Source organism: Aureimonas glaciei (assembly GCF_014643375.1).
In the GTDB taxonomy this organism is placed as follows: Bacteria; Pseudomonadota; Alphaproteobacteria; order Rhizobiales; family Rhizobiaceae; genus Plantimonas; species Plantimonas glaciei.
This window is the reverse complement of sequence record NZ_BMJJ01000003.1, coordinates 15,046-41,747: the sequence shown is the minus strand read 5'-3', so window position 1 is coordinate 41,747 and position 26,702 is coordinate 15,046. Positions and strand designations below refer to the sequence as shown.

At 68.3% G+C, this 26,702-nt stretch carries 14 protein-coding genes and 1 tRNA gene; 7 read left to right on the top strand and 8 right to left on the bottom strand.

What is annotated here, in order from left to right; all coding sequences use genetic code 11:
• Window positions 1-278 precede the first annotated feature (278 nt).
• Together IEX88_RS06915 and IEX88_RS06910 are read left to right on the top strand one after the other, a co-directional pair.
• A complete protein-coding gene (locus IEX88_RS06915; protein ID WP_188849869.1) occupies window positions 279-1,175 on the top strand; it encodes an NAD(P)-dependent oxidoreductase in 897 nt (298 codons plus the stop codon).
• A gap of 693 nt (window positions 1,176-1,868) precedes the next feature.
• Entirely contained in the window at window positions 1,869-2,927 is a 1,059-nt protein-coding gene (locus IEX88_RS06910; protein WP_188849868.1) for a histone deacetylase family protein, read from the top strand.
• Between the two features lie 7 nt (window positions 2,928-2,934).
• On the opposite strand, the gene pbpC is transcribed toward IEX88_RS06910, so the two are convergent.
• The 4 genes from pbpC to IEX88_RS06890 form a co-directional block, all read right to left on the bottom strand.
• Window positions 2,935-5,010 (bottom strand): penicillin-binding protein 1C, encoded by a 2,076-nt coding sequence (pbpC, locus tag IEX88_RS06905; protein ID WP_188849867.1) that lies wholly within the window; start codon window positions 5,008-5,010, stop codon window positions 2,935-2,937.
• Window positions 5,011-5,558: 548 nt separating this feature from the next.
• Complete coding sequence (locus tag IEX88_RS06900; protein WP_244639924.1) at window positions 5,559-11,054, bottom strand: alpha-2-macroglobulin family protein; 5,496 nt, start codon at window positions 11,052-11,054, stop codon at window positions 5,559-5,561.
• Window positions 11,055-11,175: 121 nt separating this feature from the next.
• Entirely contained in the window at window positions 11,176-13,692 is a 2,517-nt protein-coding gene (locus IEX88_RS06895; RefSeq protein ID WP_188849865.1) for a putative bifunctional diguanylate cyclase/phosphodiesterase, read from the bottom strand.
• Window positions 13,693-14,010: 318 nt separating this feature from the next.
• Window positions 14,011-15,558 carry an acetolactate synthase large subunit gene (locus tag IEX88_RS06890; RefSeq protein WP_188849864.1) on the bottom strand — a complete coding sequence of 516 codons (1,548 nt, stop codon included), beginning with the start codon at window positions 15,556-15,558 and terminating at the stop codon, window positions 14,011-14,013.
• 371 nt (window positions 15,559-15,929) lie between these two features.
• On the opposite strand from IEX88_RS06890, the gene IEX88_RS06885 reads away from it, so the two are divergent.
• Together IEX88_RS06885 and IEX88_RS06880 are read left to right on the top strand one after the other, a co-directional pair.
• Complete coding sequence (locus IEX88_RS06885) at window positions 15,930-16,595, top strand: DUF2161 domain-containing phosphodiesterase (protein ID WP_188850304.1); 666 nt, start codon at window positions 15,930-15,932, stop codon at window positions 16,593-16,595.
• Window positions 16,596-16,874: 279 nt separating this feature from the next.
• Window positions 16,875-17,201, top strand: coding sequence for a GIY-YIG nuclease family protein (locus IEX88_RS06880; RefSeq protein ID WP_188850303.1), 327 nt, complete (start codon window positions 16,875-16,877; stop codon window positions 17,199-17,201).
• A gap of 287 nt (window positions 17,202-17,488) precedes the next feature.
• Here the strand turns inward: IEX88_RS06880 and IEX88_RS06875 are convergent, their stop codons facing one another.
• Window positions 17,489-18,037, bottom strand: a complete 549-nt coding sequence (locus IEX88_RS06875; RefSeq protein WP_188849863.1) for a DUF1993 domain-containing protein — start codon at window positions 18,035-18,037, stop codon at window positions 17,489-17,491.
• Between the two features lie 449 nt (window positions 18,038-18,486).
• Window positions 18,487-19,068 carry a TetR/AcrR family transcriptional regulator gene (locus IEX88_RS06870; protein ID WP_188849862.1) on the bottom strand — a complete coding sequence of 194 codons (582 nt, stop codon included), beginning with the start codon at window positions 19,066-19,068 and terminating at the stop codon, window positions 18,487-18,489.
• Between the two features lie 167 nt (window positions 19,069-19,235).
• Between IEX88_RS06870 and IEX88_RS06865 the strand changes: the two genes are divergently transcribed.
• Together IEX88_RS06865 and IEX88_RS06860 are read left to right on the top strand one after the other, a co-directional pair.
• A complete protein-coding gene (locus tag IEX88_RS06865) occupies window positions 19,236-20,459 on the top strand; it encodes an efflux RND transporter periplasmic adaptor subunit (RefSeq protein ID WP_188849861.1) in 1,224 nt (407 codons plus the stop codon).
• A 119-nt stretch (window positions 20,460-20,578) separates the two neighbouring features.
• Window positions 20,579-23,791 carry an efflux RND transporter permease subunit gene (locus IEX88_RS06860; RefSeq protein WP_188849860.1) on the top strand — a complete coding sequence of 1,071 codons (3,213 nt, stop codon included), beginning with the start codon at window positions 20,579-20,581 and terminating at the stop codon, window positions 23,789-23,791.
• A 292-nt stretch (window positions 23,792-24,083) separates the two neighbouring features.
• Here IEX88_RS06860 and IEX88_RS06855 read toward each other — a convergent pair whose 3' ends face one another.
• A complete protein-coding gene (locus tag IEX88_RS06855; RefSeq protein WP_188849859.1) occupies window positions 24,084-24,986 on the bottom strand; it encodes a D-alanyl-D-alanine carboxypeptidase family protein in 903 nt (300 codons plus the stop codon).
• A gap of 364 nt (window positions 24,987-25,350) precedes the next feature.
• Between IEX88_RS06855 and IEX88_RS06850 the strand changes: the two genes are divergently transcribed.
• Window positions 25,351-25,427 (top strand) — tRNA-Met (locus tag IEX88_RS06850).
• Between the two features lie 57 nt (window positions 25,428-25,484).
• Here IEX88_RS06850 and IEX88_RS06845 read toward each other — a convergent pair.
• Entirely contained in the window at window positions 25,485-26,525 is a 1,041-nt protein-coding gene (locus tag IEX88_RS06845) for a tyrosine-type recombinase/integrase (RefSeq protein ID WP_188849858.1), read from the bottom strand.
• Window positions 26,526-26,702: the final 177 nt, after the last annotated feature.

Below are 26,702 nucleotides of genomic sequence, written 5' to 3'. Positions count from 1 at the left end.
ATTCAATCTGCGAGGATCCGGATTCAGGATCATAGGATGCTGCGCTGACGTCTGAACCGCGGTAGCGAAACCCAGCGGCGGGACTTTTGCCCCAGCTGCGCCATCTTCAACGAGGCCACTGGCGCTCTGCCAGCGGCCTTTCTTTGCCGTCAGGGAGGACGTCGCGCCAGGGGCGCCGACGCGGCTCTTTGAGCCGCCGGCAACCGCTTCGCGCCGTCGGCGGAATCGAACTGAAAATAGGCTGATCTGACATCTTCGGCCGCCCAAGGGAGAATTTCATGACCGACACCATTGGCTTTATCGGCCTCGGCTACATGGGCCACGGCATGGCCAAGAACATCGTCGAAAAGGGCTATGCCCTCCGCGCGCTGCCCAACCGCAAGCGCGAGGCGATCGAGGACCTGGTGACGCGCGGCGCGACCGAGGCCGGCTCGGTGGCCGAGCTCGGCGCTTCCTGCGACATGATCGTCCTCTGCCTGCCCGGCTCGCCCGAGGTCGAGGCCGTGATCGCCGGCCCCGAGGGTCTCCTCTCCACCGCCAGGCCCGGCCTGATCATCCTCGACAGCTCGACCTCCAACCCCGTCTCCACGCGTCAGCTCTTCGATCTCTGCGCGGCCAAGGGCGTCACGCTCGTCGACGCGCCGCTGTCGCGCACACCGAAGGAGGCCTGGACCGGCACGCTCGACTGCATGGTCGGCGCCACACCTGACCTGATGGAGAAGGTCCGCCCGCTGATCGACACCTGGGCCGGCAAGATCGTCCACACCGGCGAGATCGGCTCCGGCCACACGATGAAGCTCCTCAACAATTTCCTCTCGCTCGGCTATGGCGCGCTCTATGCCGAGGCGCTCGCCATCGGCCAGAAATCCGGCGTCTCGCCCGAAATCTTCCACAGCGTCCTCTCCGGCGGCCGGATGGACTGCGGCTTCTACCAGACCTTCATGCAATACGTCGTCGGTCGCGACCGCGACGCCCACAAGTTCACCCTGAAGAACGCCCACAAGGACACCCGCTACCTCGTCTCCATGGCCAACGAATCCGGCATCGCCACGCACATCGCCAGCGCCGTGAAGAACTCCTACGCCACGGCGGAATCGATCGGCCGTGGCGACGATTTCGTGCCCATGCTCACCGACGTCGTCGCCGAACTGAACGGGATCAAGCGCGAGGGGTAACCCCCGTCGCCACTGCGGTTGCGGCGGACGGGAGCAGCAGAGAGATGCGCGGGATCATGGGCATGTCGCGCCCTTTCGGGGCGCGACATGCCCGGCGTTTCCCTCTCAGATAGTCATCGTCGGGCTTGACCCGACGACCCATGCCGAAGCACCCGAAACCGGCATTCCGGCAGCAGGAAATGCTCCGCTCAACACAGCATCCTGACCCGAAGCGGCGGCTCAAACGCTTCGGCATGGGTTGTCGGGTCAAGCCCGACAATGACGAAATCAGGGGTTTGCGCCTGTCGAACAAGCGCGCGACCCCATAGTGGCCCCCGTCGGGCGACATCGCAGGCCGCCTCCCTCTCAGATAGTCATCGTCGGGCTTGACCCGACGACCCATGCCGAAGCACCCGAAACCGGCACTCCCGCAGCAGGAAACGGCGTGCTCGAAAGCGATACCCTGACCCCAAGCGGCGGTCGTAACGCCTCGGCGTGGGTTGTCGGGTCAAGCCCGACAATGACTATTCGGAGAGGTTGGCGCCTGAGGGATACAGCGCGGATTTAAACGCTGCCGAGCCACCCCGTCTCACCCGTCGCCCCTTTTCTTCTCATCCAAAAGCCCGACGCCCCTCGCCGCCCTAGTGACGGCGCCGCCGCGCTGGCATAGCCTCGCGGCACCCGCCCGCGCCCTGCGCCCAGCCCCGGATTTCCATGCGCCTGTTCTTCGATCCCGCCCAGACCGCCCACCGGCCGACGCAGTACGGCGTCCATGGCCGCCTGATTACCCCGCTGGAGAACCCGGCGCGGGCCGAGACGCTGATCGCCAAACTCTCCGCCCTCGGCTTGCAACAGGAGGCGCCCGCTGATCATGGCCTGGCGCCGATCCACGCCGTCCACGCCGACCACTACGTCGCCTTCCTCACGGAGGCCTACGACCTGTTCCAGAAACTGCCGAATGCCGGACCGGAAGTGCTGCCGAACATCCACCCCTACGTCTCCTCGGGCGCCGATTTCGCGCCGCGCGGAAAGCCGCGGACCACCGGCATTCTCGGCCGCACCGGCTGGTATATCGGCGATCTCTCCTGCGCCATGATGGATGGCACCTTTCGCGCCGCCTACGCCTCGGCGCAAACCGCCATCGCCGCGGCCGAGGCGGTGCGTTCGGGCGAGCGTGCCAGCTTCGCGCTCTGCCGCCCGCCCGGCCACCACGCCTATGCCGACCGCGCCAACGGCTTCTGCTTCTTCAACAACGCCTCGATATCAGCCGAGATCTTGCGCAAGACCTATTCGCGCGTGGCGATCCTCGACATCGACACCCATCACGGCGACGGTACGCAGGCCATCTTCTACCGCCGCAGCGACGTCCTCGTCGCCTCCACCCACACCGATCCCAGCGCCTACTACCCGCATTTCGCCGGCTATGCCGAGGAGACCGGCGCCGGCGACGGCGAGGGATTTAACCTCAACCTGCCACTGCCCTTTGGGGCGGACGACGAGGCCTTCGTCGCCGCCGTCGAGAGGCTGGCGGAAAAAGTCTCCAGTTTCGGTGCAGAGGCGCTGGTGATCTCGGCCGGCTGGGACGCGCACCGCGACGATCCGCTGTCGAAGCTCGCCGTGACCACCGAGGCTTACGGCCGCATCGGCACCATCCTCGGCGGCCTCGGCCTGCCGACCGTCATCGTCCAAGAAGGCGGCTATTCGCTGGCCGCCGTCGCTGAAGCTGCGCCGCTGTTCACGGAGCGTTTTCAGGCGGCCCACGAGCTCGGCTGACCGGCAGTCAGTCCACAAAGACCCGGCTGGATGCGGCGGCGCCTGCCGAGTCCACCACGGAGATGTCGACGAAGCCCGGCTCCTTCGCAGCCCAGGAGGCCTGGCGGTCGAACTGGCCGCGCACCACCGGCGCGCCGTCGACATACCAGGTGAAGGGTGGCGCGCCGTTGCGCACCTTCAGGGAGAGGTCGGCGGCGGCGCCCTCGGCGAGGCCGAGCTCCACATGGGCGGCATCCGGCGGGAAGACGATCTCCGGCGCCGGTCCGGCGCTGCCCGGCCGCGTCGCCGAACTGCCGACGAGGCGCAGCGGCGGCGGCAGGTTGCGGCCGGCGGCGGCGAGGATGCCCGGCGGCGGCCCCGGCAGGCGCACGGGCGGGCCGATGCGGGCGAAGACGTCGCGCATCACGGGAACCGCCGAGTCCTGTCCGACGAGGCCGGCGACCGGCGCGCCGTCCGGCCGGCCGAGCCAGATGCCGACGACATGCTCGCCGTCATAGCCGATCGACCAGGCGTCGCGGTAGCCGAAGGAGGTGCCGGTCTTGTGCGCGATGGTCCCGGGCGAGCCCTTCACCGTCGTCGTCGCGCCGGCAAGGATCGAGGTGACATACCAGGCCGCCTGTTCCGACAGCACGCGCGCCGCCGGCTTCGCGCCGAGGATCGCCGCGGAACTCGCATCGATCCTCAAGGGCTTCGCCATGCCGCCATGGGCGATGCCGGCATAGATCCTGACGAGATCCTCCAGCGACAGGCCGAGGCCGCCGAGGCCGATGGCCAGGCCCGGGATCGTCCGGCTACCGAGCTCGGGCGAGGCCCCGGCGCGGCGCATGCGCTGCACCAGCCGCGACGGGCCGACGGCGGCGAGCAGCTCCACCGCCGGCAGGTTGCGCGAGAGCTGCAGCGCGCGGCGCGCGGTAATCAGCCCCTCGAAGACATGGTCGAAATTCTGCGGGGTATAGCCGGCAAAGGCCGTCGGCCGGTCGTCGACGAGGCTTTCGGGATGGGCGACGCCCCGCTCGAAGGCGAGGCCATAGATCAGCGGCTTCAGCGTCGAGCCGGGCGAGCGCTGCGCGCGCGTCAGGTCGACATAGCCCTGCCGTTTGGCGTCGAAGATGTCGGGCGAGCCGACCGAGGCGAGGATTTCGCCCGTGCGGTGGTCGGCGACGAGAATGGCGAGGCTCAGGGGCGCTGCCATCGCTGTCACACGCGCCTTGGCATAGTCTTCCAGCCGCTGCTGCAGCGAGGCGTCGAGAGTGAGCATGAGTTTTTGGGCGGTGGGGTTCTCCCGGTGCAGCCGCTCGGTCGCGTGCGGCGCCAGCATCGGCAGGTCGCGGCGCTTTCGCGGGATCGGTTCGGCCTGGCCGCGCCGCGCCTCGTCTTCCGAGAGAATGCCAAGATCGCGCATGCGCAAAATCACCCGGTCGCGGGCGCGCTGGGCACGATCGGCGTGGAGGTCCGGCCGCAGGCGTTCGGGCGCCTGCGGCAGCGCCACCAGCAGCGCCGCCTCCGCCACCGTCAGCCGCCGCGGCTCCTTGCCGAGCCAGGCGAGGCTCGCCGCACGGATGCCTTCGATATTGCCGCCATAGGGCGCGAGCTTGAGGTAGAGGCCGAGGATCTCGTCCTTCGTCCGCGACCGCTCCAGCGCGTAGGCGCCGAGCACCTGCTCGCCCTTGGAGACGAAACTGCCGGTCGGCAGGTTCTCCTGCATGCGCGCCACCTGCATGGTCAGCGTCGAGCCGCCGGAGACGATGCGACCATGCCGCACCGACTGCCACACCGCCCGCAGCACCGCCCACAAGTCGACGCCGCCATGGCTTTCGAAGCGCCGATCCTCCCAGGCGGTCAGCATTTTCACGAAGCGCTGGTCGACATCCCCCGTCCCGATATCCAGCCGCCATCGCCCGTCGCGGTCGGCAAAAGCCCGGAGCAATTCGCCGCCACGCGCCGTCACCGTGACGCCGGTCTCCGGCTCGGTCATGGCGGCGATGCGGGCCTCGATGGCACGGTCGAACCAGCGGGCTCCGGCGAGGGTCGCCGCGGCGGCGAGCACGACGAGGAGGGTGGCGACGAGGAGGGGTCTACGCATGACGCGGCCGCATCGGCTTGAAAGTCGAGAGGCACTCCCCTCTCCGGCTCGTCATCCCGGCCTTGAGCCGGGATCCATGCTGAAGCAGCGAGGAAGACGCTCGGGCGCAGGACAGGCGCCGGTCCGCCGTCCTCGAGGATCTCAGGCGATTTGGCATGGATCCCGGCTCAAGGCCGGGATGACGACCGTCATCGTATGCTGCAAGCACCGGTCCAACGACGCCCCGGCAGCGCCCAAGCCCCTCATGGTGAGCCTGTCGAACCACGAGGGGCCGGCACGACGGTGGTGCGTGCCCCTCGCCCTTCGACAGGCTCAGGATGAGGGGCATGGCAATTGTCGCGTGCGGCAGGGCCGTGGTCGCCGGCCCTAGCCGAGCCGTTGCGGCAGCGCACCCCCCTCTGCCTGCCGGCATCTCCCCCTCAAGGGGGGAGATCAGGCGCGCGAAGGGTTGCGATTGTCCGATCTCCCCCCTTGAGGGGGAGATGTCCGGCAGGACAGAGGGGGGTACCCCGCGCAAACCGATGCCGCCTCGCTCGCCCGCCCGCCGCCTACTTCAGCGCGCCGACGACCGTGACCCGGCCCTCGTCGGTGCGGCCGCGGCGTTCGGGGCGGTACATGTCCTCGACGACGGCCGCCGGGTGCACAAATTCGCCGGGCGACACGGCGCGCACGATGTAGGCGAAGCGCATCGAGGCATTGCTGCCGGCTTCCTGGTTGACCGCGACGACGAAGCGGTCGGCGCGGAACTCGGTGTGGGCGGCTTCGCTGGTCAGCTCGAGGAAGCCAAGGCTCGCCACGTCGCCGCTGCGCAGGATCGACGGGTTGTCGATCTCGAAGCCGGCCGGCAGCGGGTCGTCGATGATGAGGCGCGCCGCCTCCGTGTCGCCCGGCTGCACGTCGAGCACGGCGACGAGGCGGTCGCCCTGGCCGACCGTCGAGGGATCGGCCGTCTCGCCGTCCAGCGTGTAGTAGCTGCGGGTGATGGCATAGCCGGCGCTTTCCGCCGGCGGCGCCTCGCGCGGAACGCCGGCCAGCGTCATCTCGGCCGAGACGGGCGCCGCCCCGCGGTTGGCGAATCCGACCGGCGTCGCCAGCGCCGCCGCATCGTAGGAGGCGGCGAAGGCGCCCTCGCGGTCGTCGCCGTCGATGGTGAGGCTCGGCGGGCGGCTGTTCAGGAGCGCGTGGGCGGCGAGCAGCGACCAGGCATCCTCCTGCGTCGAGGTGTACTGCTTCTGCGACCGCTCGATGCCGACGCGCTGGACGAGACCGTCCCAATCGACGCCGTCGATCTTGGCCTCGAGCCCGAGCGTCAGCACCGCGGCGCCGTCGCGCAGCGGCGTGCCGTAGTCGCTGCGGCCGGCGAGAGCGCCGTTCTGGTCGGCCTCGGCGCCGTTCACGGCCATGCGGAACACGGTCTCCGAACGGACCCGGTCGCCATAGAGCGCCAGAGCGGCGGCCAGGTGCGCCTGGGCGAGCGGCGTCTTGAACTTTTCCGCCTCGTTGTCGGCGTAGTATCGGAGGTCGCCGATCGCCGCCCGGCCGTTGCGGGCGAGCACATAGTAGGCGTAGGCGACCGGGCCCCAGTCCGGCTGTTCCGGCAGGTAGTTGATGCTATTCTTCAGATTGTCGAGGGCGAGGGTGAAGCCCTCCTGCGGCACCTTGTAGCCCGCCTCCCGCGCCCGCGTCAGGAAGTCGGCGACATAGGCGTCGAGCCAGAGATCGCCGGCATCGGGACGCCACAGGCCGAAACTGCCGTTCGACGACTGGTTGGCCAGAACCCCGGTGATCGCCGTATTGATGCGCTCGGCGACGTCCTCGCTGCCGGAAAGGCCGGCCGAGAGGATGGTCTGGTCGAGATAGACGAGCGGCATGGCGCGGCTCGTCAGCTGCTCGGTGCAGCCATAGGGGTAGCGGTCGAGCGCCCGGACGACGCCGGCGACGTCGAAGCCGCCGAGGCCGGTGATCGACACGGTCGCGCGCACCGTCTCCGGCACGTAGCCCTCGAAGATGTCGGCATCGAGCGTCAGCCGGCCGCCATTCGCCGCCAGCTCGAAGGCGCTCTTGGTCACCGTCTCCGGCGCGATCGAGCGCACGGGCAGGCGGAAACTCTTCGTCAGCACCGTGCCGTCCGGCGTGATCATGGCCAGCTCGAAGGCGGCATCGCCGACGGCTTCGGCCGTCACCGGCACCATCACGCGCTGGCGACCGTTGGCGGCCAGCTCGAACGAGGCCTCGGCATTCGCTTCGAGGCGAACGACGCCCTCTCCGCCGGTGAGCGCCAGCTGGACGTTGCCGGTCGGGCCCTCGACATGGTTGACGTCGATGGCGATGCGCGAGGTGTCGCCGGGCGCCAGGAAACGCGGCTGGCTGACCTGGAGAACGATCGGGTCGCGCACCAGGAGGTCGGCGCTGGCCTCGCCGACGCCGGTCTTCGACCAGGCGACGGCCATCAGCTTCAGCGTGCCGTTGAAGTCCGGCACCGCTACGGGGATCGAGACCTTGCCGTCGGCGCCGACGGTGACGACGCCGGAAAACAGCGCGACGAGCTCGTCCATCGGCGGCGGCGAGACCATCGACGCCCCGGCGTCGCCGCCCGAGCGCACCGCGCCCGGCGCGCCCTGCATGCGGTCGATGAGGCGGGAGTAGAGGTCGCGGATCTCGACGCCGAGCAGCCGCTGGCCGAAGTAGAAGTCCTGCGGCGAGGGTGCGGTGAAATCGGTGATGTTGAGAATGCCGACGTCGACGGCGGCGAGCGTCACATAGGCCGTCTCGCCCTCGGCGATGCCGGCGACGGTGAGGCCGACATCGACGGTGCGGCGCGGCTCGATCCGCTCCGGCGCGTCGAGGCTGACCTGGAGCGCCCGGCTGCCGGGATCGACAGCGGCATGGACGAGGCCGATCGCCCGGCCCGGCATGCGCTTCTCCGTCAGATCCATCGGCCGGTAGAGGACGGCCGTGACGTAGACGCCCGGGCCCCAGTCGCGGGTGACGTCGAGCGTGACGTCGCCGCCCTCGGCGGGGATGTCGGCGCTCTCCCGCGCGATGACGCGCTCGTCCATGACCAGCACCTCGACCTTGCCGGCAAAGCGCGGCTCGATATGGACGGTGGCCTTGTCGCCGATGGCATAGCGCGGCTTGTCGAGCGAAACCTTCAAAATGTCCGGCGTCTCGGCCGAGGTCGCCGCCACGTACCAGCCGGCGTCGAAGGCAAAGCTTGCCGGCAGCGCTTCGCCGGCGGGGTCCTTCAGCACCAGCTCGTAGCCGCCCCATTCGACGGGGATCGCGATCTTGCCGGCGGCATCCGCGCTAAGATCCAGCGTGCCGCTGGCGACGCGCGCGACCGAGCGGGTCGGCTCATAGTTCCAGCGGCCGTTCGACTGGTACCACTGGAAATTCATCGTCACCTTGTTGACGACCCACTCGACCCCGGAAAGGTCGGTCTGCGCGGCGTCGGGACCGAGAGCGACCACGTCGAAGAGCGCCTCGCTCCCCTGCCCGACCGCACCGTCGAACAAAGGCTTGATGCCGAGGCGCGGCTTGGCGCCGGCGAGCGGCAGCTCCACCGTCTTCTCCACCGGCCGTCCGCCGGCATCCGTCACCTGCACCCGGACCTCGGCCTTCAGGGGCTTCGTCGTCACCGGCGGCTCGAACGCTTCGATGGCGATGGCCGAAGTGCCCGCCTCGTCGGTCACGTCGCCCGAGAAGGGAATGCGCATCGCGGTCGGCGCGTCGTCGGCGAGACCGAAACGGTAGCCGGGAAAGCCGTCGATCCCGTCGGCGACCTGCAGGATCGTCTCGCCCGCGACCTCCAGGCCGGTTGCGGCAGCACCGAAGAGGTAGCGGACATCGACCGAGGCGGCGGGCGGCGCGGCAGGGTCGAGGACATCGCCGTCGACGCTGAGGTCGAAGTCGATCTTCTGCGGCTCGAAATCGTCGACGAGGACGCTCTGTTGCGCCAGCGCCGGCCGCTTCGGGTCGGTGAACAGGGCAAAGGTCCAGGCGCCGCGCATGGCGTTGGCGGGAAAGGTCGTGTCCCAGGCGAAGCCGCCCGCGGTCTCGCCGGCGATCGGCTGGCGGGCGAACTCGACGCCGTCGGGGCGGGTGACGATGCCGGTCAGCGTCAGTCCCTCCACCGCCTCGCCGCGGCCGTCGCGCATCAGGCCGGTGAAGTGGGCGGTGTCGCCGGTGCGGTAGATGCCGCGCTCGGGCGTCAGGAAGACGTCGAGCGCGCCGGCCGGCTGGCGTCCCTCGACGCCGCGGTCGGTCAGATCGAAAGGCGTCGCCGTCAGGTCGAGGAAGACGAAATCCTCTTGCCCCTCGCTGCCGGGCGCCTTCGCCGCAGCGGCCATCAGCACCGCCGGCCGGTCGCCGCCGGTCCCGCGCATCAGGCCGGCGGACAGGCGCGCATAACCCTTGTCGTCGGTCACGACGCTGCCGAGCACCTCGTTGTTGGCGGCGACGAGATCGAGCTTGATGCCGGAGAGCGGCGAGGCCGTGCCCAGCGAGCGGGCGAGCACGTGGAAGCCGTCCTCGGCCGCAAAGGTCGACAGGCCGATATCGGTCAGCACAAACCACTGCGTCGCCAGCGCCTCGTAGTCGTTCTTGGCGTTCGTCGCCGTGGCCGAGAGCAGGTAGACGCCGGGCTGGAGATCCTGGACGAGGGCCGAGACGGGGATCGCGGTCACCACCTCCTCATTGGTCTTGCGGGCAACGTCGACGAACCCCTTCCACACCTGTTCACCCTGGTTGTCGGCGATGTCGTCGACCTCATAACTGGCGAACTGGCCGAGGAAGCGGCTCTCGGCGATGGTGCGGGCGAGCTGCCGGTCGCCGATGCGCACGAGCCGCGCCTGCACCGTGTCGGTGTTGACGGTGGTGATCGGGATCGTCGCCTCGCCGCCGGCGGGCAGGACATAGGCGTTGGAGGCGAAGTGGGCCGAGGGATCGCGGTCGCGGACATAGACGGAGAGGTCGCTCGGCCGCGTCGTCTTCTCGCCGCTGGCGCTGAGGATGCCCGGCCGGACCACCAGACGGTAGCGCGCGCCATGGGCGACGCCCTCGACACAGACCTGCGAGCCGCTGGCCGAGACCGGCAGGTTTTCGCCGCCGTCGACCGAGACGTAGTTGCCGATGGTCTCGGAATCGATCAGCGAGGGCGCCAGCGCCTCGGAGAAGTTCACGCAGAGGCGCGGATTGGCGGCGTTGTTGTCGACGGTGTTGTCGGTGATGCGGAAGCCGTGGCTGGCCACCGCCGCGTCGAGGCGCGTGCGCGTCTCGGCGAGATCGAGCACGGCGATGCTGGCGCGCCAGGTCTTGATGGCCCTCGCCCAGTCCTCGGAGGCGGCCATGGTCTGCGCCAGCAGGTCGAGCGCCCGTGCCATGCCGACGGCATCGGGCGCCGTCACATAGGCATTGATCGCGGCCGGCGCGCGCAGGGCATCGTTCGCCTGCTTCTGCTCGTAGTCGTCGGAGGTGAAGGCGAGCGTCGCCAGGGCCATGCCTCTCCAGGCGTCGTAGTCGGCGGGATCGCGCTTCAGCGCCTCGCGGTAGAGCCGCGCCGCCTCGCCGAAATCGCGCCTCTCCAGCGCCGTCTCGGCACTGGCGGCAATGGCCCCGTCGTCGAGCCCCGCGTCGCGCTCCTCGTCCGCGACGGCGAGACGCAGCTGAGCGGCGGCATCGCGCTGATCCTTCGGCAGGAAGGCGAGTTCCGCCTCGCGCTCGGCGATCTGGTTCTCGCTGAGCGCCGCAGCCGTCACCACACGCCCGGAGGTCGCCTTGTCGGCATAGCGCAGCTCGCCGATCTCGGACTTGAGAAAGCACCACTTCGTCGCGGTGTTGAGCGTGAAGGCCTGGCACTTCGCATCGGCGAGGCAGGCGGTCTCGCAGATATTGGCGTCGACGTCCTTCAGGATGTCGTAGTCGCCGCCGAAATAGTCGGCATGGGGAGAAGAGACGATACGCCGTTCGGCGGCCGGCTGGGCGAAGGCCGTCTGGTCTGCCAGCGCGGCCAGCAGAACTGTCGCAAGGACAGCGCCACGACGCATCCGAAATACATTCCGCATCGCTTCCCCCAAAGCACTCCCCATGTTCGGCGGAAGTTATTCTTCTTCCGTCCGGCTTTCCAGAGGAATCGGCGCGGCCTTCAATCGTTCGTTTTGCAGACCTTCAGCCCAGGGCGGCGGTCTCGGAGACGGAAGACCATGCGGTTCTGGGATCGCCCGAAGACGCCTCGCTCCGCGTGGGAACCAGATCGGCGGCCGCCCGGCGGCGCGGCATGTCGGCGGCGGCGTTGAAGGCCTCGAGAAAGGCCGCCACTTCGGTGACCGGCCGCGGCTTGCTGAAGTAGTAGCCCTGCATCTCGTCGCAGGATTCGGCCAGCAGCAGGTCGCGCTGTTCGGCGGTCTCCACCCCTTCCGCGATGACGCCGATGCCCATCGCCTTGGAGAGGCCGATGACCGCCCGGACGACCGCGAGGTTTTCCCGCTTGGCGAGGTCGCGAACGAAGGACTGGTCGATCTTCACCTTGTCGAAGGGGAAACGGCTGAGATAGCCGAGTGAGGAATAGCCGGTGCCGAAATCGTCCATGGAGATGCGGATGCCGAGCTTGCGGAAGCCGCGCAGCACGGCCAGCACGCTCTCGGTATCGTGCAGGAGCACGCTTTCAGTGATCTCGAGCTGCAGCCGGCCGGGCGGCAGGCCGGTTTCCTTCAGGATGCGGCGGACATCGGCGAACAGGGTCGCCTCGCGAAACTGCACCGGCGACAGATTGACGGAGACGGACAGCGGCGAGGGCCAATGCATGGCCTGGCGGCAGGCGGTCTCCAGGACCCAGAGGCCGATCGGCGCGATCTGCCCGACCTCCTCGGCGATCGGGATGAACTCCGCCGGCGAGATCTGCCCGCGCTGGGGATGGCGCCAGCGGATCAGCGCCTCGAAGCCGGAGATGGTCTGCTGGATGACGTTGACGAAGGGCTGGTAGAACAGTTCGAACTCGCCGTCCTCGAGGGCCGAAGCGAGGTCGGTCTCGGTGCGCCGGCGCGACTGCAGCCGCTCGTCCATCGCCGGCTCGAAGAAGCTGTAGCTGTTGCGGCCGAGGGCCTTGGCCGCGTGCAGAGCGAGATCGGCGCTCTTCAGGAGCACATAGCTCCCGCTGGCGGGATTGTCCGCCACCGTGCTTTCGCCGATGGCGACGCCGATCGACACGCCGATGGCGATGCGGTGATGATCGATGACGAAGGGTTCGGCCATGGCCGCGATGATCGCCGCGGCCATGCGCTCGGCGGAAGCCGGCTGCTCGCCCATCTGGACGACGGCGAATTCGTCGCCCCCGGTCCGCGCCACCAGATCCTCGCTGCCGGCGCAGGCGCGGATGCGGCGGCCGGCGGCCTGCAGCAGCATGTCGCCGACGAGATGGCCGAGCGTGTCGTTGACGGTCTTGAAGCCGTCGAGGTCGAGACAGAGCACGGCGGTCTGACTGATCAGGGCAGGATCGGCGCCGATCTCCTGCAGCCGCTCGGCCAGGCGGGTGCGGTTGGGCAGATCGGTCAGCGAGCAGTGGTTGGCGAGATAGTTGAGGCGCAGCGAGGCGTTGTGGCGCTCGGTGATGTCCTCGAAGGTGTAGACGTGACCGCCGGCGGCAATGCCCTGGCGGGAGACGGCGAGCATCTTGCCGTCGTCCATCTGCTGGGTGAAGAAGCTCCCGGCGCCCGTCGCGAAGATGCCGGCCAGCGCCGGCTTTCGCGCCAATTCCGAGACCGGCGTCCCCAGCGTCACCGTGCCGAAGAGTTCCACGAAGCGGCGGTTCACGACCGCCAGCCGGCCACGGCCGTCGAACATGCACAAGCCTTGCGTCATGTTGTTCAACGCGGCCTCGAAGCGGGCGTTCTGCACGGCGATGCGGCTGTCATAGGCGTCCGCCTGGGTCGCCGCATCGTCCTCGATCTCGCCGAAATGCCGGGCGATGCTGTTCTGCATCACGGCCAGGGCCGACATCAGTTCGGCGATCTCGCGACTGCCGCGCGGCCGGATGGCGTTGTTGAAATTCCCGGCGGCGATCGACTGGGCGATCGACACCGCATGCGTCAGCGCCGGAACGATGGTGCGACTGAGCGCCAGGCAGATGGCGAGGGCCGCCAGCAACGCCATGGCCATCGCCAGATAGTTGCGGTCGATCGAGGCGTCGACCATGTTGCCGACGCTGCGGCGCACGCCGTAGGCATCGGCCGCGAACACCCGGACCGCGGCCTCCACCTCCTCGCCGGCAAGGCCGAGCTCCTTCAGCAAGAGGCGCCCGGTCAAAGCGCCGCTCGATGCCTGCAGGCGCGCCAGGCGCCGCCCGATGGATTCGGTGGCGCTGCGCCCCTCGGCCGAGATCGAGCCTTGCGCCGCCACCGACAGGTCGGCGATCAGGGCCGTCAGCTCCGCTCCCAGATATTCGCGCTGCGGCGGCGTCAGGGCCGTCGGCGCGGCCTCCCCTGCTTTGTCCCGCTGGAAGGTCGCGTCGAGCTGAAGCATCGCGTTCTGAGCCGAACGCAGCGAATTGGTCGAGACCAGGGCATCGTCGTAGATGCTGGCCGCCAGGGTCCCGATCGCGCGCTGCGAATGCTGGGCGACGATCCCGACAACCATCGTCACCAGCGTCAGCGCCAGGCAGCCCAGCAGGATCTTCAGCTTTATCGACATCAGGAAGCCTGTTTCGCTTCCGCGCGCCACCCTGCTCGACAGTCTTTAGCGGACTTCGAGAATCCGACGCAACAAGATCGCGCCGCACCCTGAGTCCTGTAAATCTCAATGCCTTGCATAGTGTGCCCGAATGCTGAATGCCGAGCTTCAACTATAGATAAAATTGCCCAAAGCTTTGTTAACGTGACTATCCCGTTGATTCCTCAAATCAACTCCCGATGGCAGGTTAGCGTCGCCGCACCGGCACCTGGAAAAATCCGGGCGCCGGCGCGCCGCGTCCGGGGACGCCGGCGGGCGGGGCGGCCGTGACGGCCGGCGTCAGATCACGGCTTCGATGAGGAACGGTCCCTGGCCGCGCAGGGCCGCTTTCAGCAGCGTGACGAAGCCGTCCGCATCCGTCGCCCGCCCCGCCTCGACGCCCATCCCCTGCGCCAGGCGCACCCAGTCGAGATTCGGCCGGTCGAGGTCGAGCATGGCGCGGGCGTTCTCGCCGGGTTCGCCCGCGCCGACATTCTTCAGTTCGTCGCGCAGGATGGCGTAGGAGCGGTTGGCGTAGATGATGGTGACGATGTCGAGCTTCTCGCGCGCGTGCGTCCACAGCGCCTGCAGCGTGTACATGCCGCTGCCGTCGGCCTGGAGGCCGATCACCTTACGGCCGGGGCAGGCGATCGCCGCCCCCGCCGTGGCCGGCAGGCCCATGCCGATCGCGCCACCGGTGAGCTGCAGGAAATCGTGCGGGGCGGCCTGGTGCGTGTGGGTGAAGAAGCCGAAGCCGGAGGTGACGGATTCGTCGACGACGATCGCCCCTTCCGGCATCAGCGCACCGACCGCTTGCGCAATGGCGGCGGGCGTCAGCGCGCCCGTCGGTGTCGACGGTGCGCCGGGGGCATTCAGGAGAGCCCGAACATCCCTGCCGATCGACAGCGCCTCGGCGAGCCGCGCCAGCGCGTCCGGCCCGTCCTCGCCGAGTTCGGACAGGGTCAGCACCGCGCAGTCCCCAGGCAGCATCGACCCCGGCTTGCCGGGATAGGCGAAGAAGCCGACCGGTGCCTTGGCACTGACGAGGATCACCTGCTCGACGTCCTGAAGATCGGCCAGCGCCGAGTCGATCCGGTAGATCACCCGCTCCAGCGCCACCCGGCCGGCGCCGCGCTCCATCCGGCCATTGGCCTGCGGCGCGAGAAGCCGCGCGCCGGTCGCCTGGGCGATGCGGCTGGCGGTCTCGAGCGGCCCGGCGCGCAGCGCCATGCCGCCGACGAGAAGGAGCGTGCGCCGGCCGTTGCGCAGCGCCGCCACCGCGGCCGCGATCGCCGCGTCTGCCACGACAGGCACTTCGGGCCGGCGCGCGGTGGCGATGTCGGCGTTCGTCTCGCTCCAGGCAGCGTCGGCCGGCAGGATCAGCGTCGCGACCTGGCCGGGCGCCGTCCGCGCCGCCTCGATCGCCGCGGCCGCATCGCGCGACACGGCTCCGGCGTTGGCGCTCGTGTGCACCCAATGCGACATCGGCCGCGCCAGCTCCTCGATGTCGCTCTGCAGCGGGGCGTCGTACTGTTTGTGATAGGTCGCGTGGTCGCCGACGATGTTGACCAGCGGCGTGCCAGCGCGGCGGGCATTGTGCAGGTTGGCCAGGCCGTTGGCGAGGCCGGGGCCGAGATGCAGCAGCGTCGCGGCGGGCTTGTCGGCCATGCGCGCATAGCCGTCGGCCGCGCCCGTGACCACGCCCTCGAACAGGCCGAGGATGCAGCGCATCTCGGGCTTGCGGTCGAGCGCGGCGACGAAATGCATCTCCGAGGTTCCGGGATTGGCGAAGCAGACGTCGATCCCGTTGTGGAGAAGCGTGTCGGCGAGACTGTCGGCTCCGTTCATGGCGAAAATCCTTTGGCTGTCGGCGGTGAGAATTGGGAGGGCGCCGCCCCCGGCGGGGGCGGGCATCAGGGGGAGCGCGCGGGCAGGGTCGCCCGCGCCGAAGCGCCCCGCAAGGCGCGGCGGATCGTCCGACATCAGCTAGGGCCGGATCGGCACCCGTCGCCCCCCGGGCGGAGAATGTCGGGCGGGGGGTGCCACGCCGGACTTTACGAAGCGGCCGGGCTGGTGGACAAGGGCCCCGTCCGGCGGCCTTCGTCCAATGGTCGTCGCCCGATGGGCGTCGTCCTGCAGCCGGCCGCTTCAAAAACTTCGGCGAGGGGCCGCATCCGGCCGAACCAGCACCCGGTCCGGCTCGCCAACGGGAGAGATCTCTGGAAACCACGCTCTACGCCCCGGTCAAGGCCTTCCTCGAGACCCTCGGCTTCACCGTCAAGGGCGAGGTCGGCGGCTGCGACCTGCTCGGGCTCAGCGAAAGCGAGCCGCCGATCGTGGTGATCTGCGAGCTGAAGCTGAGTTTCAACCTGGAACTCGTGCTGCAGGGCGTCGAGCGCGCCGCGGCGGCCGACGAGATCTGGCTGGCGGCCAAACTCTCGAAGAAGGGCAAGGGGCGCGAAAGCGATGCGCGCTTCCGCAATCTCTGCCGGCGGCTCGGCTTCGGCCTGCTCGGCGTCAGCGAGCGCGGCACGGTCGAGATCCTTCTCAGCCCGGAAGCCCCGGCCCCGCGCCGCGACGGCAAGAAGCGCTCGCGGCTCGTGCGCGAGCACCAGAGGCGGCGCGGTGATCCGACGGCCGGCGGCGGATCACGCGCGCCGATCATGACCGCCTACCGCCAGGCCGCTTTGGCCATGGCCGCCGCTCTGGTCGCCGGCCCCTTGCGGCCCCGCGACCTCAAATCCATCACTCCCGACGCGCCCAAAATCCTGCAGCGCGACGTCTATGGCTGGTTCGTCCGCCAGGAGCGCGGCATCTACGCCCTCACCAACGCCGGCCACGCCGCCCTGCTCCGCTGGCCGCAGGACGTGCCGGGCGGGGTGTGAGGGCGGGCGGCAGCCGCCGGGCGTTGGCTGTTGTCGGGTGGCGGAGACGGGGGTGCCGACCCTCGTCCTTCGACAGGCTCAGGATGAGGGTTTTGGGGTTTCGGATCGCGCCTGTCGGTTGCGATGCGGCTGATGTCCGTTGAAGCGTGTGGCGCTCAGCCCATCCATCACCCTCATCCTGAGCCTGTCGAAGGACGAGGGTCGGCACCACGCCACCGCTGCGCTTTCCCGCCTATGCGTGCTATCATGGATAGCACCCTCAACAGCTCCGACGCCGCGATGGAAGCCACCGTCTACATCCTGCGCTGTGCCGACGGTTCATACTATACCGGCCTGACCAAGCAGCCGATCGAGGCTCGGGTCTGGGAGCACAATGCCGGCATCTGCGACGGCTACACAAAACCCCGCCGCCCCACCGAACTGGTCTTCACCGAAACCTACGACCGTCTTCTCGATGCCATCGCGCGCGAACGCCAGATCAAGGGTTGGTCGCGGGCCAAGAAGGAAGCGCTGATCAGGCTGCGCTATCACGCTTTGCCGGAACTGTCGCAAAACCGGCAGGGGGGAGCGGGTGCCGACCCTCGTCCTTCGACAGGCTCAGGATGAGGGTGATGGGTGAGTGGCAGGCGGCCATCCGACCGCTGCCAATCACAGGCCGCCGCGGGTCAGATCGCTCACCGCGCCATCCCCCAAACCCTCATCCTGAGCCTGTCGAAGGACGAGGCTCGGCACCGCGTTTCTCACACACGCAATGATCCGGGACTTCAGCGTGAGAGAGGGCACGCCGGCAGCTCAGACGCCGTGCCGACCCTCTTCCTTCGACAGGCTCAGGATGAGGGTGACAGGTTGAGCGTCGGGCGGAGTGCGACTACCGCCCTCCGCCCCACCCGGCCTCAGCCGAACTGCAGCGTCTTCTCGGCCGGCTGGGCCGGGGCCGGGCGGTTGCCGAGATAGTCCATTTTGCCGAGCGGGACGCCGTTGGCGCGCAGGATCGCGTAGGCGATCGAGACGTGGAAGTAGAAGTTCGGCAGCGCGAAGTTCGTGAGGTATTCGCGGCCGGTGAAGGTCATGGTGCTCGAGCGCGTCTTCAGCGTGACCATGCGGTCCGCGCTGGCATCCACGGCGGCGGCGTCGACGGTGGCGAGGAAGGCGACCGTCTTGGCGATGCGTTCCTGAAGCTCGGGAAAGGTCGTCTCGGTATCGGCGAAGCTCGGCGCCTCGATGCCGGAAAGCCGGGCGCCGGCGCCCTTGGCGGTGTCGCTGACCAGCTGGATCTGGGAGGAAAGCGGGTGCATGTCGGGCGCGAGCCGCGCGGCGACGAGGGTCGCCGGGTCGATGCCCTCGGCTTCGGCATAAGCGACGGCGGCATCGAGCAGCGCGGAGAGATTGCCGAGCATGCGCGTCATGGCGCCGACCGAGTTGGCGTGGATCGAGAGTGGCATGGGAAGCTCCTGAAACAGGGTCAAGTCGAAGCCGTCCGTCGGGCGACAGACGACGTCACGTCCGCCCCGGCGGCAGGCGCGAGGACGGCACGATGAGAAACCGTGGATCGCCGCTGGAGGCTGGCGACCCACGGGCACCCGCCCGGTCGGAAACGCGGGCGGTGCGAACGAAAAACCGAGAAGGGTGCGGACCGTCGACGACGTCGGACGGCCATCGCCGCTCCCTGCCGCTTCCAGTGCCGCCGTTTCGCCGAGGACAGCGCGTCGCTCGCGAGCGCCGCCGATGCCTCGGCCGTCTGCCTCCTCCAGATACATACCGTTCGGTACATATCGACGATGGGTCGGTCTCTGTCAATGGGAAATCGTGTGTGGGCGGCGCCGGTAAAGCGCGGCCTGCGCAACTTCGAGGAGGCAGGGCCCCGAGCGTCGATCGGCCGCAGCCTTGCCTCTCAGCCGGGCCAGGTCCTGAGCGTCATTTCGACCACCTTCATCAGCGATTCGCGGCCGGCGCCGGCGACGGCCTGGACGGCCATGCCCTGCGAGACGGTCATGATGTAGCGGGCGAGATCGACCGGATCGCAGTCGGCCGGCAGGTCACCCTCGTCCTTGGCCTGCTGCATGCGCTCGGCCAGGGTCTGCTCGCCGAACTTGCGCTTTTCGATCACGGCCTTCTGGATGGCGGTCGCCGCGTCGCTGCAGGCCATCGCCGCGTTGATGCCGAAACAGCCGCCGGGATTGCACGAGGCGGTCAGTGCCTCGACATAGCCGTTCATCATCTTCTCGACGACGGCGCGCGAGGTCGGCTCCTTCATCGCCTCGCGGAAGAAACCCATATAGCCCTGCTCGTAGCGCTCCAGCGCCTTGCGAAACAGCTCTTCCTTGTTGCCGAAGGTGCCGTAGAGGCTGGGCCTCGTGATGCCCATGCCGTCGGTCAGGTCGGTCAGCGAGGTGCCTTCGTAGCCCTTGCGCCAGAAAAGCTCCATCGCCGCCTGCAGAGCTTCGTCGACATCGAATTCCCGGGGCCGCCCCATTTTCTTGGTCTCCAGCAAAATAATTACCGATCAGTACATAATTACGGTTGACTCGGACTGCCAGCCGCCCCTATCTCTCCGCTATACCGACCGGTATGAAACGTCAACTTAACGTTTTGTCACCGGTCCCCGTCGGCGGCGCGTGTTCGCCAGAACAGGACAATCACATGACCCGTCGTTCTCTGACACGCAATGCGCTCTTGGGCGGAATCGTCGTGGCGGCCACGCTCGTCGGCCCGCAATTCCTCTTCCTGGGCAGCGATTCCGACCGGCAGGACAGCCCCGCCGCGGCCGCCGCCCCGCCCCCGGCCATGCCCGTTTCGGTCGCCGTCGTCGCGGCCCGGCCCGTCACCCGGTGGCAGGAATTTTCCGGCCGTCTCGAGGCGGTGGGACGCGTCGAACTGCGCTCTCGCGTCGCAGGCGCCGTCGAGGCGGTGCATTTCCAGGAGGGCTCGCTGGTTGCCGCGGGCGATCTCCTCGTCACCATCGATCCCCGCCCCTATCAGGCCGAGGTCGCGCGCGCCGAGGCGAATGTCGCGGCGGCCGAGTCGCGGCTTGCCCTCGCCCGCACCGAGCTCGACCGCGGCAAGAAGCTGGTGCAGTCGCGCACGGTGTCGCAGAGCGACTACGACCAGCGCATCAATGCCGAGAGCGGCGCCATCGCCGAGGTGCAGGCGGCCGAAGCGGGGCTGCGCACGGCGGCGCTGAACCTCAGCTATACCGAGATCCGCGCCCCCATCGCCGGCCGCGTCGGCCGCATCGAAGTCACCGTCGGCAATTTGATCGAGGCCGGCGCCACCGCCCCGGCCCTCACGACCCTCGTTTCTGTCAGCCCGATCTATGCCAGCTTCGAGGCCGGCGAGGACGTCGTCGCAAAGGCGCTCGCCTCGCTGCCCCAGGGCGACGACCCGCGTGAGGCGCTCGCCAGCATCCCGGTGCGCATGGACGCCGGCGGCAGCAAAGGCATCGACGGCAAGCTGCAGCTCATCGACAACACCGTCGACCCGGTCAGCGGCACGGTGCGCGTGCGGGCCGAATTCGCCAACAAGGACGGCCAGCTGATGCCCGGCCAGTTCGCCCGGCTGTCGCTCGGCGAGGCGAAGGCGCAGGACGCCCTCCTCGTCTCCGAGCGCGCCGTCGGCACCGACCAGGACAAGAAATACGTCTTCGTCGTCGGCGCCGACAACAAGGCCGAATACCGCGAGATCGCCCTCGGCGGCCGCGCCGAGGGCCTGCGCATCGTCCGCGAAGGCCTGAAGCCGCAGGAGCGCGTCGTCGTCAACGGCCTGCAGCGCGTGCGTCCAGGCGCCACCGTGGCACCGGAGGAAGTCGCGATGGAGTCCGTGGAGGGCGGTGCCGTCCAGGTCTCCGCCGCCGAACCCCAGAAATAGGCCGGATTTCGCGCCGGGCGCCAACTGGCCGCCCGGCGCGACCGTTCTTTGCATCCACGTCGCCTTCCCCGCCTTCCGTCGGTTCGGAAAAGGCGGCCGGCTGCCAGACGGACCCCGTCATGAACATCTCCCGCTTCTTCATCGACCGGCCGGTCTTCGCCGCCGTCCTGTCCTTCCTGATCTTTCTCGGCGGCCTGTTGTCGCTGTCAGCGCTGCCGATCTCGGAATATCCCGACGTCGTGCCGCCCTCCGTCGTCGTGCGCGCCAACTATCCCGGCGCCAACCCGAAAGTGATCGCCGAAACGGTGGCGACGCCCATCGAGGAGGCGATCAACGGCGTCGAGGGCATGCTCTACATGGGCAGCCAGGCGACCACCGACGGCCTGATGACCCTGACGGTGACCTTCAAGCTCGGCACCGATCCCGACCAGGCGCAGCAGCTGGTGCAGAACCGCGTCGCCCAGGCCGAGCCGCGCCTGCCCGAGGAGGTGCGCCGCCTCGGCGTCACCACGATCAAGAGCTCGCCCGACCTGATGCTCCTGGTCCACCTGACGTCCCCGAACGGCCGCTACGACGTCACTTATCTCCGCAACTACGCGCTTCTCAACGTCAAGGATCGGCTGGCGCGCATCGACGGCGTCGGCGACGTGCTGCTGTTCGGCGCCGGCGACTATTCCATGCGCATCTGGCTCGACCCGCAGAAGACCGCCGAGCTCGGCCTGTCCGCCAGCGACGTCGTCGCCGAGATCCGGGCGCAGAACGTCCAGGCCGCCGCCGGCGTCGTCGGCTCCTCGCCGGGCCTCGCCGAGGTCGACCTGCAGCTGTCGGTGAACGCGCAGGGGCGCCTCGCTACCGAAGAAGAGTTCGGCGAGATCATCGTCAAGACGAGCCCCGGCGGCGCGGTGACGCGCCTGCGTGACGTCGCCCGCATCGAGCTCGGCGCCGCCGACTACGCGCTGCGCTCGCTCCTCGACAACCGCCAAGCCGTCGCCGTGCCCGTCTTCCAGGCGCCCGGCTCCAATGCCATCGCCATTGCCGACGCGGTCCGCGCGACGATGGAGGAGGTCAAGAAGTCGATGCCGGAGGATGTCGACTACGAGATCGTCTACGATACCACGCAGTTCGTCCGGGCCTCGATCGAGGCCGTCATCCACACGCTGCTCGAGGCCATCGCCCTCGTCGTCCTCGTCGTCATTCTCTTCCTGCAGACCTGGCGCGCCTCGATCATCCCGCTCGTCGCCGTGCCGGTGTCGATCGTCGGCACCTTCGCGGTGATGCATCTCTTCGGCTTCTCGATCAACGCGCTCAGCCTCTTCGGCCTGGTGCTGGCCATCGGCATCGTCGTCGACGACGCCATCGTCGTGGTGGAAAACGTCGAGCGCAACATCGAGAAGGGGCTCAGCCCCCGCGACGCCACCATCCAGGCGATGCGCGAGGTGTCCGGGCCGATCATCGCCATCGCCCTCGTCCTCGTCGCGGTCTTCGTGCCGCTCGCCTTCATCACCGGCCTCACCGGCCAGTTCTACCGCCAGTTCGCCCTGACCATCGCCATCTCGACGGTGATCTCGGCCTTCAACTCGCTGACGCTCTCGCCGGCGCTGGCCGCCCTCCTCCTGCGCAGCCACGACGCGCCGAAAGACCGGCTGACGCGGATCATGGATTTCTGGCTCGGCTGGCTGTTCCGCGGCTTCAATGCCGTCTTCACGCGCTCGTCCAACGCCTATGGCCGCGGCGTCGGCGGCGTCGTCACCCGCAAGACCCTGATGATGGGCCTCTACCTCGTCCTCGTCGGCGCGACCGTGGTGATGTTCCGGCTGGTCCCCGGCGGCTTCGTGCCGCCGCAGGACAAGCAGTATCTCGTCGGCTTCACCCAGCTCCCGGACGGCGCCTCGCTCGACCGCACGGAAGAGGTGATCCGCCGGATCAGCGACATGGCCCTAGCCATCCCCGGCGTCAGCAATGCCATCGCCTTTCCCGGCCTGTCGATCAACGGCTTCACCAATTCGTCGAATTCCGGCATCGTCTTCCTCAACCTGAAACCCTTCGAGGAGCGCACGACGCCGGAGCTGTCCGCCGGTGCCATCGCCGGCCAGCTGAACCAGGCCATGGGATCGATCCAGGAAAGCTTCAGCGCCGTCTTCCCGCCGCCGCCCGTGCAGGGCCTCGGCGCCATCGGCGGCTTCAAGTTCCAGCTCGAGGACCGCGCCGGCCTCGGCTACGACGCCCTCGACGGCGCGGTGAAGGCTTTTCTCGCCAAGGCGCAGGAGGCGCCCGAACTCGTCGGCCTGTTCTCCTCCTACCAGGTGAACGTGCCGCAGCTCTACGCCGACGTCGACCGCACCAAGGCGCGCCAGCTGGGCGTGCCCCTGCCCTCGATCTTCGAGACGCTGCAGATTTATCTCGGCTCGGTCTACGTCAACGACTTCAACAAGTTCGGCCGCACCTATTCGGTGCGCGTGCAGGCCGACGCCGCCTACCGTGCCCATGCCGAGGACATCGGCAAGCTCGAGGTCCGTTCGTCCGCCGGCGAGATGGTGCCGCTGTCGGCGCTGCTGAACGTCACCTCCTCGGCCGGGCCGGAGCGCGCGATGCGCTACAACGGCTTCCTCTCCGCCGACGTCAACGGCAATGCCGCGCCGGGCTATTCCTCCGGCCAGGCGCAGGAGGCGGTGACGCGCATCGCCGCCGAGACCCTGCCGCCCGGCATCGACTTCGAATGGACCGAGCTCACCTATCAGCAGATCATCGCCGGCAATTCCGCCTTCTTGATCTTCCCGCTGTCGATCCTCCTGGTCTTCCTCGTCCTCGCCGCGCAGTACGAGAGCCTGACGCTGCCGCTCGCCATCGTCATGATCGTGCCGCTCGGGCTCCTGGCTGCCCTCACCGGCGTCTACTGGACGGCGGGGGACAACAACGTCTTCACCCAGATCGGCCTCATCGTCCTGGTCGGCCTGTCGGCAAAGAACGCCATCCTGATCGTGGAATTCGCGCGCGAACTGGAGCTGGAAGGCATGACGCCGATCAAGGCGGCGATCGAGGCAAGCCGCCTTCGCCTCCGGCCGATCCTGATGACGTCGTTCGCCTTCATCATGGGCGTCGTGCCGCTCGTCACCTCCACCGGCGCCGGCGCCGAAATGCGCCATGCCATGGGCGTCGCGGTCTTCTCCGGCATGATCGGCGTCACCGCTTTCGGCCTGTTCCTGACGCCGGTGTTCTACGTGCTGATGCGCGCTCTGGCCGGCAACCGCTCGCTGCAGATGGCGGGCTCGGGCGACCACGCGCCGGGCCACCTCCTCGATGCGCCGGCCGCCCCGCCGCAGCCGGCCGAGTAGAGCACCGGGCGAAACGCGCGAAAAACGTCCGCGCACCGCCCGGCGCGCCGAACGACGGATCAAGGCGTCGGGCGATTTAGGTCATCGCCCCCAATGCCCTCACGAATTCGCAACGTCCGGCCACCCCCGGGGCCGGACGTTGCGAACAGGGCGCGCGTCCTCGGGCGCGCGCCCGCTGACATCATGGCCGCGGCAAGGGCGCCCAGGTCGCGGCGGACGCGCGGGGCCGACAAGGGCGCCCGCTCGCGTCGCCGAAAGTCCGACCTCCCCTGGCGCGGCGATGGCGAGCCTGTCAGCCGAGGCTCTTGCCGCAGGCGAATTTCCTGAGATCCATCGCCCGCACCGGGAACGGCCGGAACAGCGCCTTCAGGTCGCCGGAGGCGCGCGAGGCGCCGGAGAAGCCGCTCTCCAAGAGCGCCGCGGCGTTCTCGCCGCGCGCCTTACCCGAGGGCGCGCCGAGCACCACGGCCATCAGCTCGCGACCGCCGCGATGGGCGGTGGCGACCAGGTTGAAGCCGGAAGCGCAGACATAGCCGGTCTTCATGCCGTCGATGCCGGGATATTTTCCCATCAGCGGATTGGTGTTCTTCATCTTCCGGCCGGAGACGGTGACGCTGGGCGTGGCGAACAGATCGAGATGGCGGGGATGCGCCTTCCGGATCGCCATGCCGAGCAGAGCCATGTCGCGCGCGGTGGTGACCTGGCGCTCGTCGTGCAGGCCGTTGGCATTGACGAAATAGGTGGCGTCCATGTTGAGGCGCACGGCTTCCGCGTTCATCGCCTGGACGAACACCGCCTCCGAGCCGCCGCCGAGCGTCTCGGCGATGGCGACGGCGACGTCGTTGGTCGAGCGCACCAGCATGACGCGCAGCGCGTCGCCGAGCGTCAACGTGTCGCCGACGGGCAGGCCGAGCTTGGACGGCGGCTGCGCCGCGGCATGCGCCGTCATCACCACGGGCGTCGAGAAGCTCGCGCGCCCCGCCGCCACGGCCCGGAGCGCCAGATGCGCCGTCATCAGCTTGGTCAGCGAGGCCGGATGCCAGGACTGGCTGGCGTCCTGCTCATAGAGCACCGCACCGGTCTCGGCATCGACGAGCAGCAGCGGTGCCGCACCGGCCGCCCCCGGCGCGAGGAGAGCGGTCAGGCAGAGGATCGCGGCCGCGGACAGTCGGCGCTTCGGGGCAGATCGGTTCACGGCAATCCTCGGATTTTGGGCCGGCGCTGGTGCAACCCCCTCAGCCGCCGTCAGGATCGGCCAGACGGCGCATCGGCCGCGTGTCGGCAAAAGGTCAGACGCCGGCGCGGCGCATGCCGCCACCATCTGCCACCGACGGCCCTCCTCGCAAGCCGGCGACCCTCGGCGGCCCGCCGAAATCGCATTCTTCCCCGCGGCCGTGACACCCCGGCAACAGCGCCGCGCCGGTCCAGACGTCCGACCGCCTGCCTCCCCGGGATGCCAACTCACCCGACCTTGCCGATCCCATCCCCAACCGGCTTGACAGCCCCATCCGCCGACTTCTATATCCGCCGGGCTTCGACGGATTGATTTGCCGTCACGGGGCGGGGTAGCTCAGTTGGTTAGAGCAGCGGAATCATAATCCGCGTGTCGGGGGTTCAAGTCCCTCTCCCGCTACCATTGTTTTCATTGAGCTATTTCTGATTTTCTCTGAACTCTCAGACGTCAGTTGGGAGCCTAGTTGGGATTCTTTGTTCCAGCTTCGTGCTCTTCTCGCTTACGGATTGCTGAGATTCCAAGTGCGGGATCGCGGCTGAGATAGACCGAATCCAATATCGCTGAGACGTCCTTTGTGCTGTGTCCGGTAATCGTCGCGATTTCAGGGACGCTACATTGAGCGACGGCGAGGCGCGTCACTGCCGTTCCACGCAAATCGTGAAATGTGACACCTGAAACGCCCGCTCGTTTGCACGCCGTACGCCACGAGGCGCGGAAACCGGACTCCGTCCATGATGTCCCCGCCTCGGTCGCGAGAATAGTAATGGCCCGTTTTTGCGTTTGGTCGAGGATGAGTTTCAGGGGTGCACCGACCGGAATGGTTACCGCGACACCAGTCTTGCTCTGCTTCAGTCGGATGGCCCCGCCGGTATAAGCGGACCACGGAAGCTTCAACAGATCGCCTTGTCGCTGGCCGGTCCAAAGGGCAAGCATGAAGGCAAGGCGAAGATGATCAGGCGCCTTTGCCATGAAGGCAGCCTCGTCGGCAGCGGACCAGATGCTGTCGATCCGCTTCGACCGATACGTCTTGCCCGGACGCTGGCAGGGGTTCGCGGCGATTTTGCCCCGATCCACGGCCCATGCGAGCATGAGCGCGAGGACCGAATAGGTATAGTCCGCCTGACGGCGTGAAGTCGCGGCAAGGCTGTCGCGCCATGCCAAGAATACGCCGCGCGTCCTGACATCGGTCAGGGCCGAAAGCGGAAAGTCGCCGAAATCCTTTTCGATCCGTTTGATGTGGCGGACGTAGTCGGACCGTGTGCGAACGGCGAGATCGGCAAAGTTTGTGGTCGCCTGATAGTCATGAATGATCGATAGCAATGTGCCCTCGGGCAAGCGCAGTTTCTTCGCTACGGCTTCGTTATATGCAACGACGAACTCAGGCGAGCCGGGCTTACCCGGGAGACGCGGCCCCCCTTTCCAAGCATACCAGTATGTAATGCCGGTCCCATCCGCGAGTTTTTTGCGGATAGAGTTGATCCCCTTGAGTCTAACGCGCATCGCGTTTGGCCTTCCAAATGTCCAAAGCGTTTTGGCGCTCTTCGACCTGCCCTTCATCATGCACGATGATGATCCGACCGTCAGGCGCAATCTCCGTCCGTCGAATAGACAAGCCCAATGCGAGGGCGGCCTTTATCGCCCTCACCATATCGGCCTGCCTAAAATTACTTGGGGAGC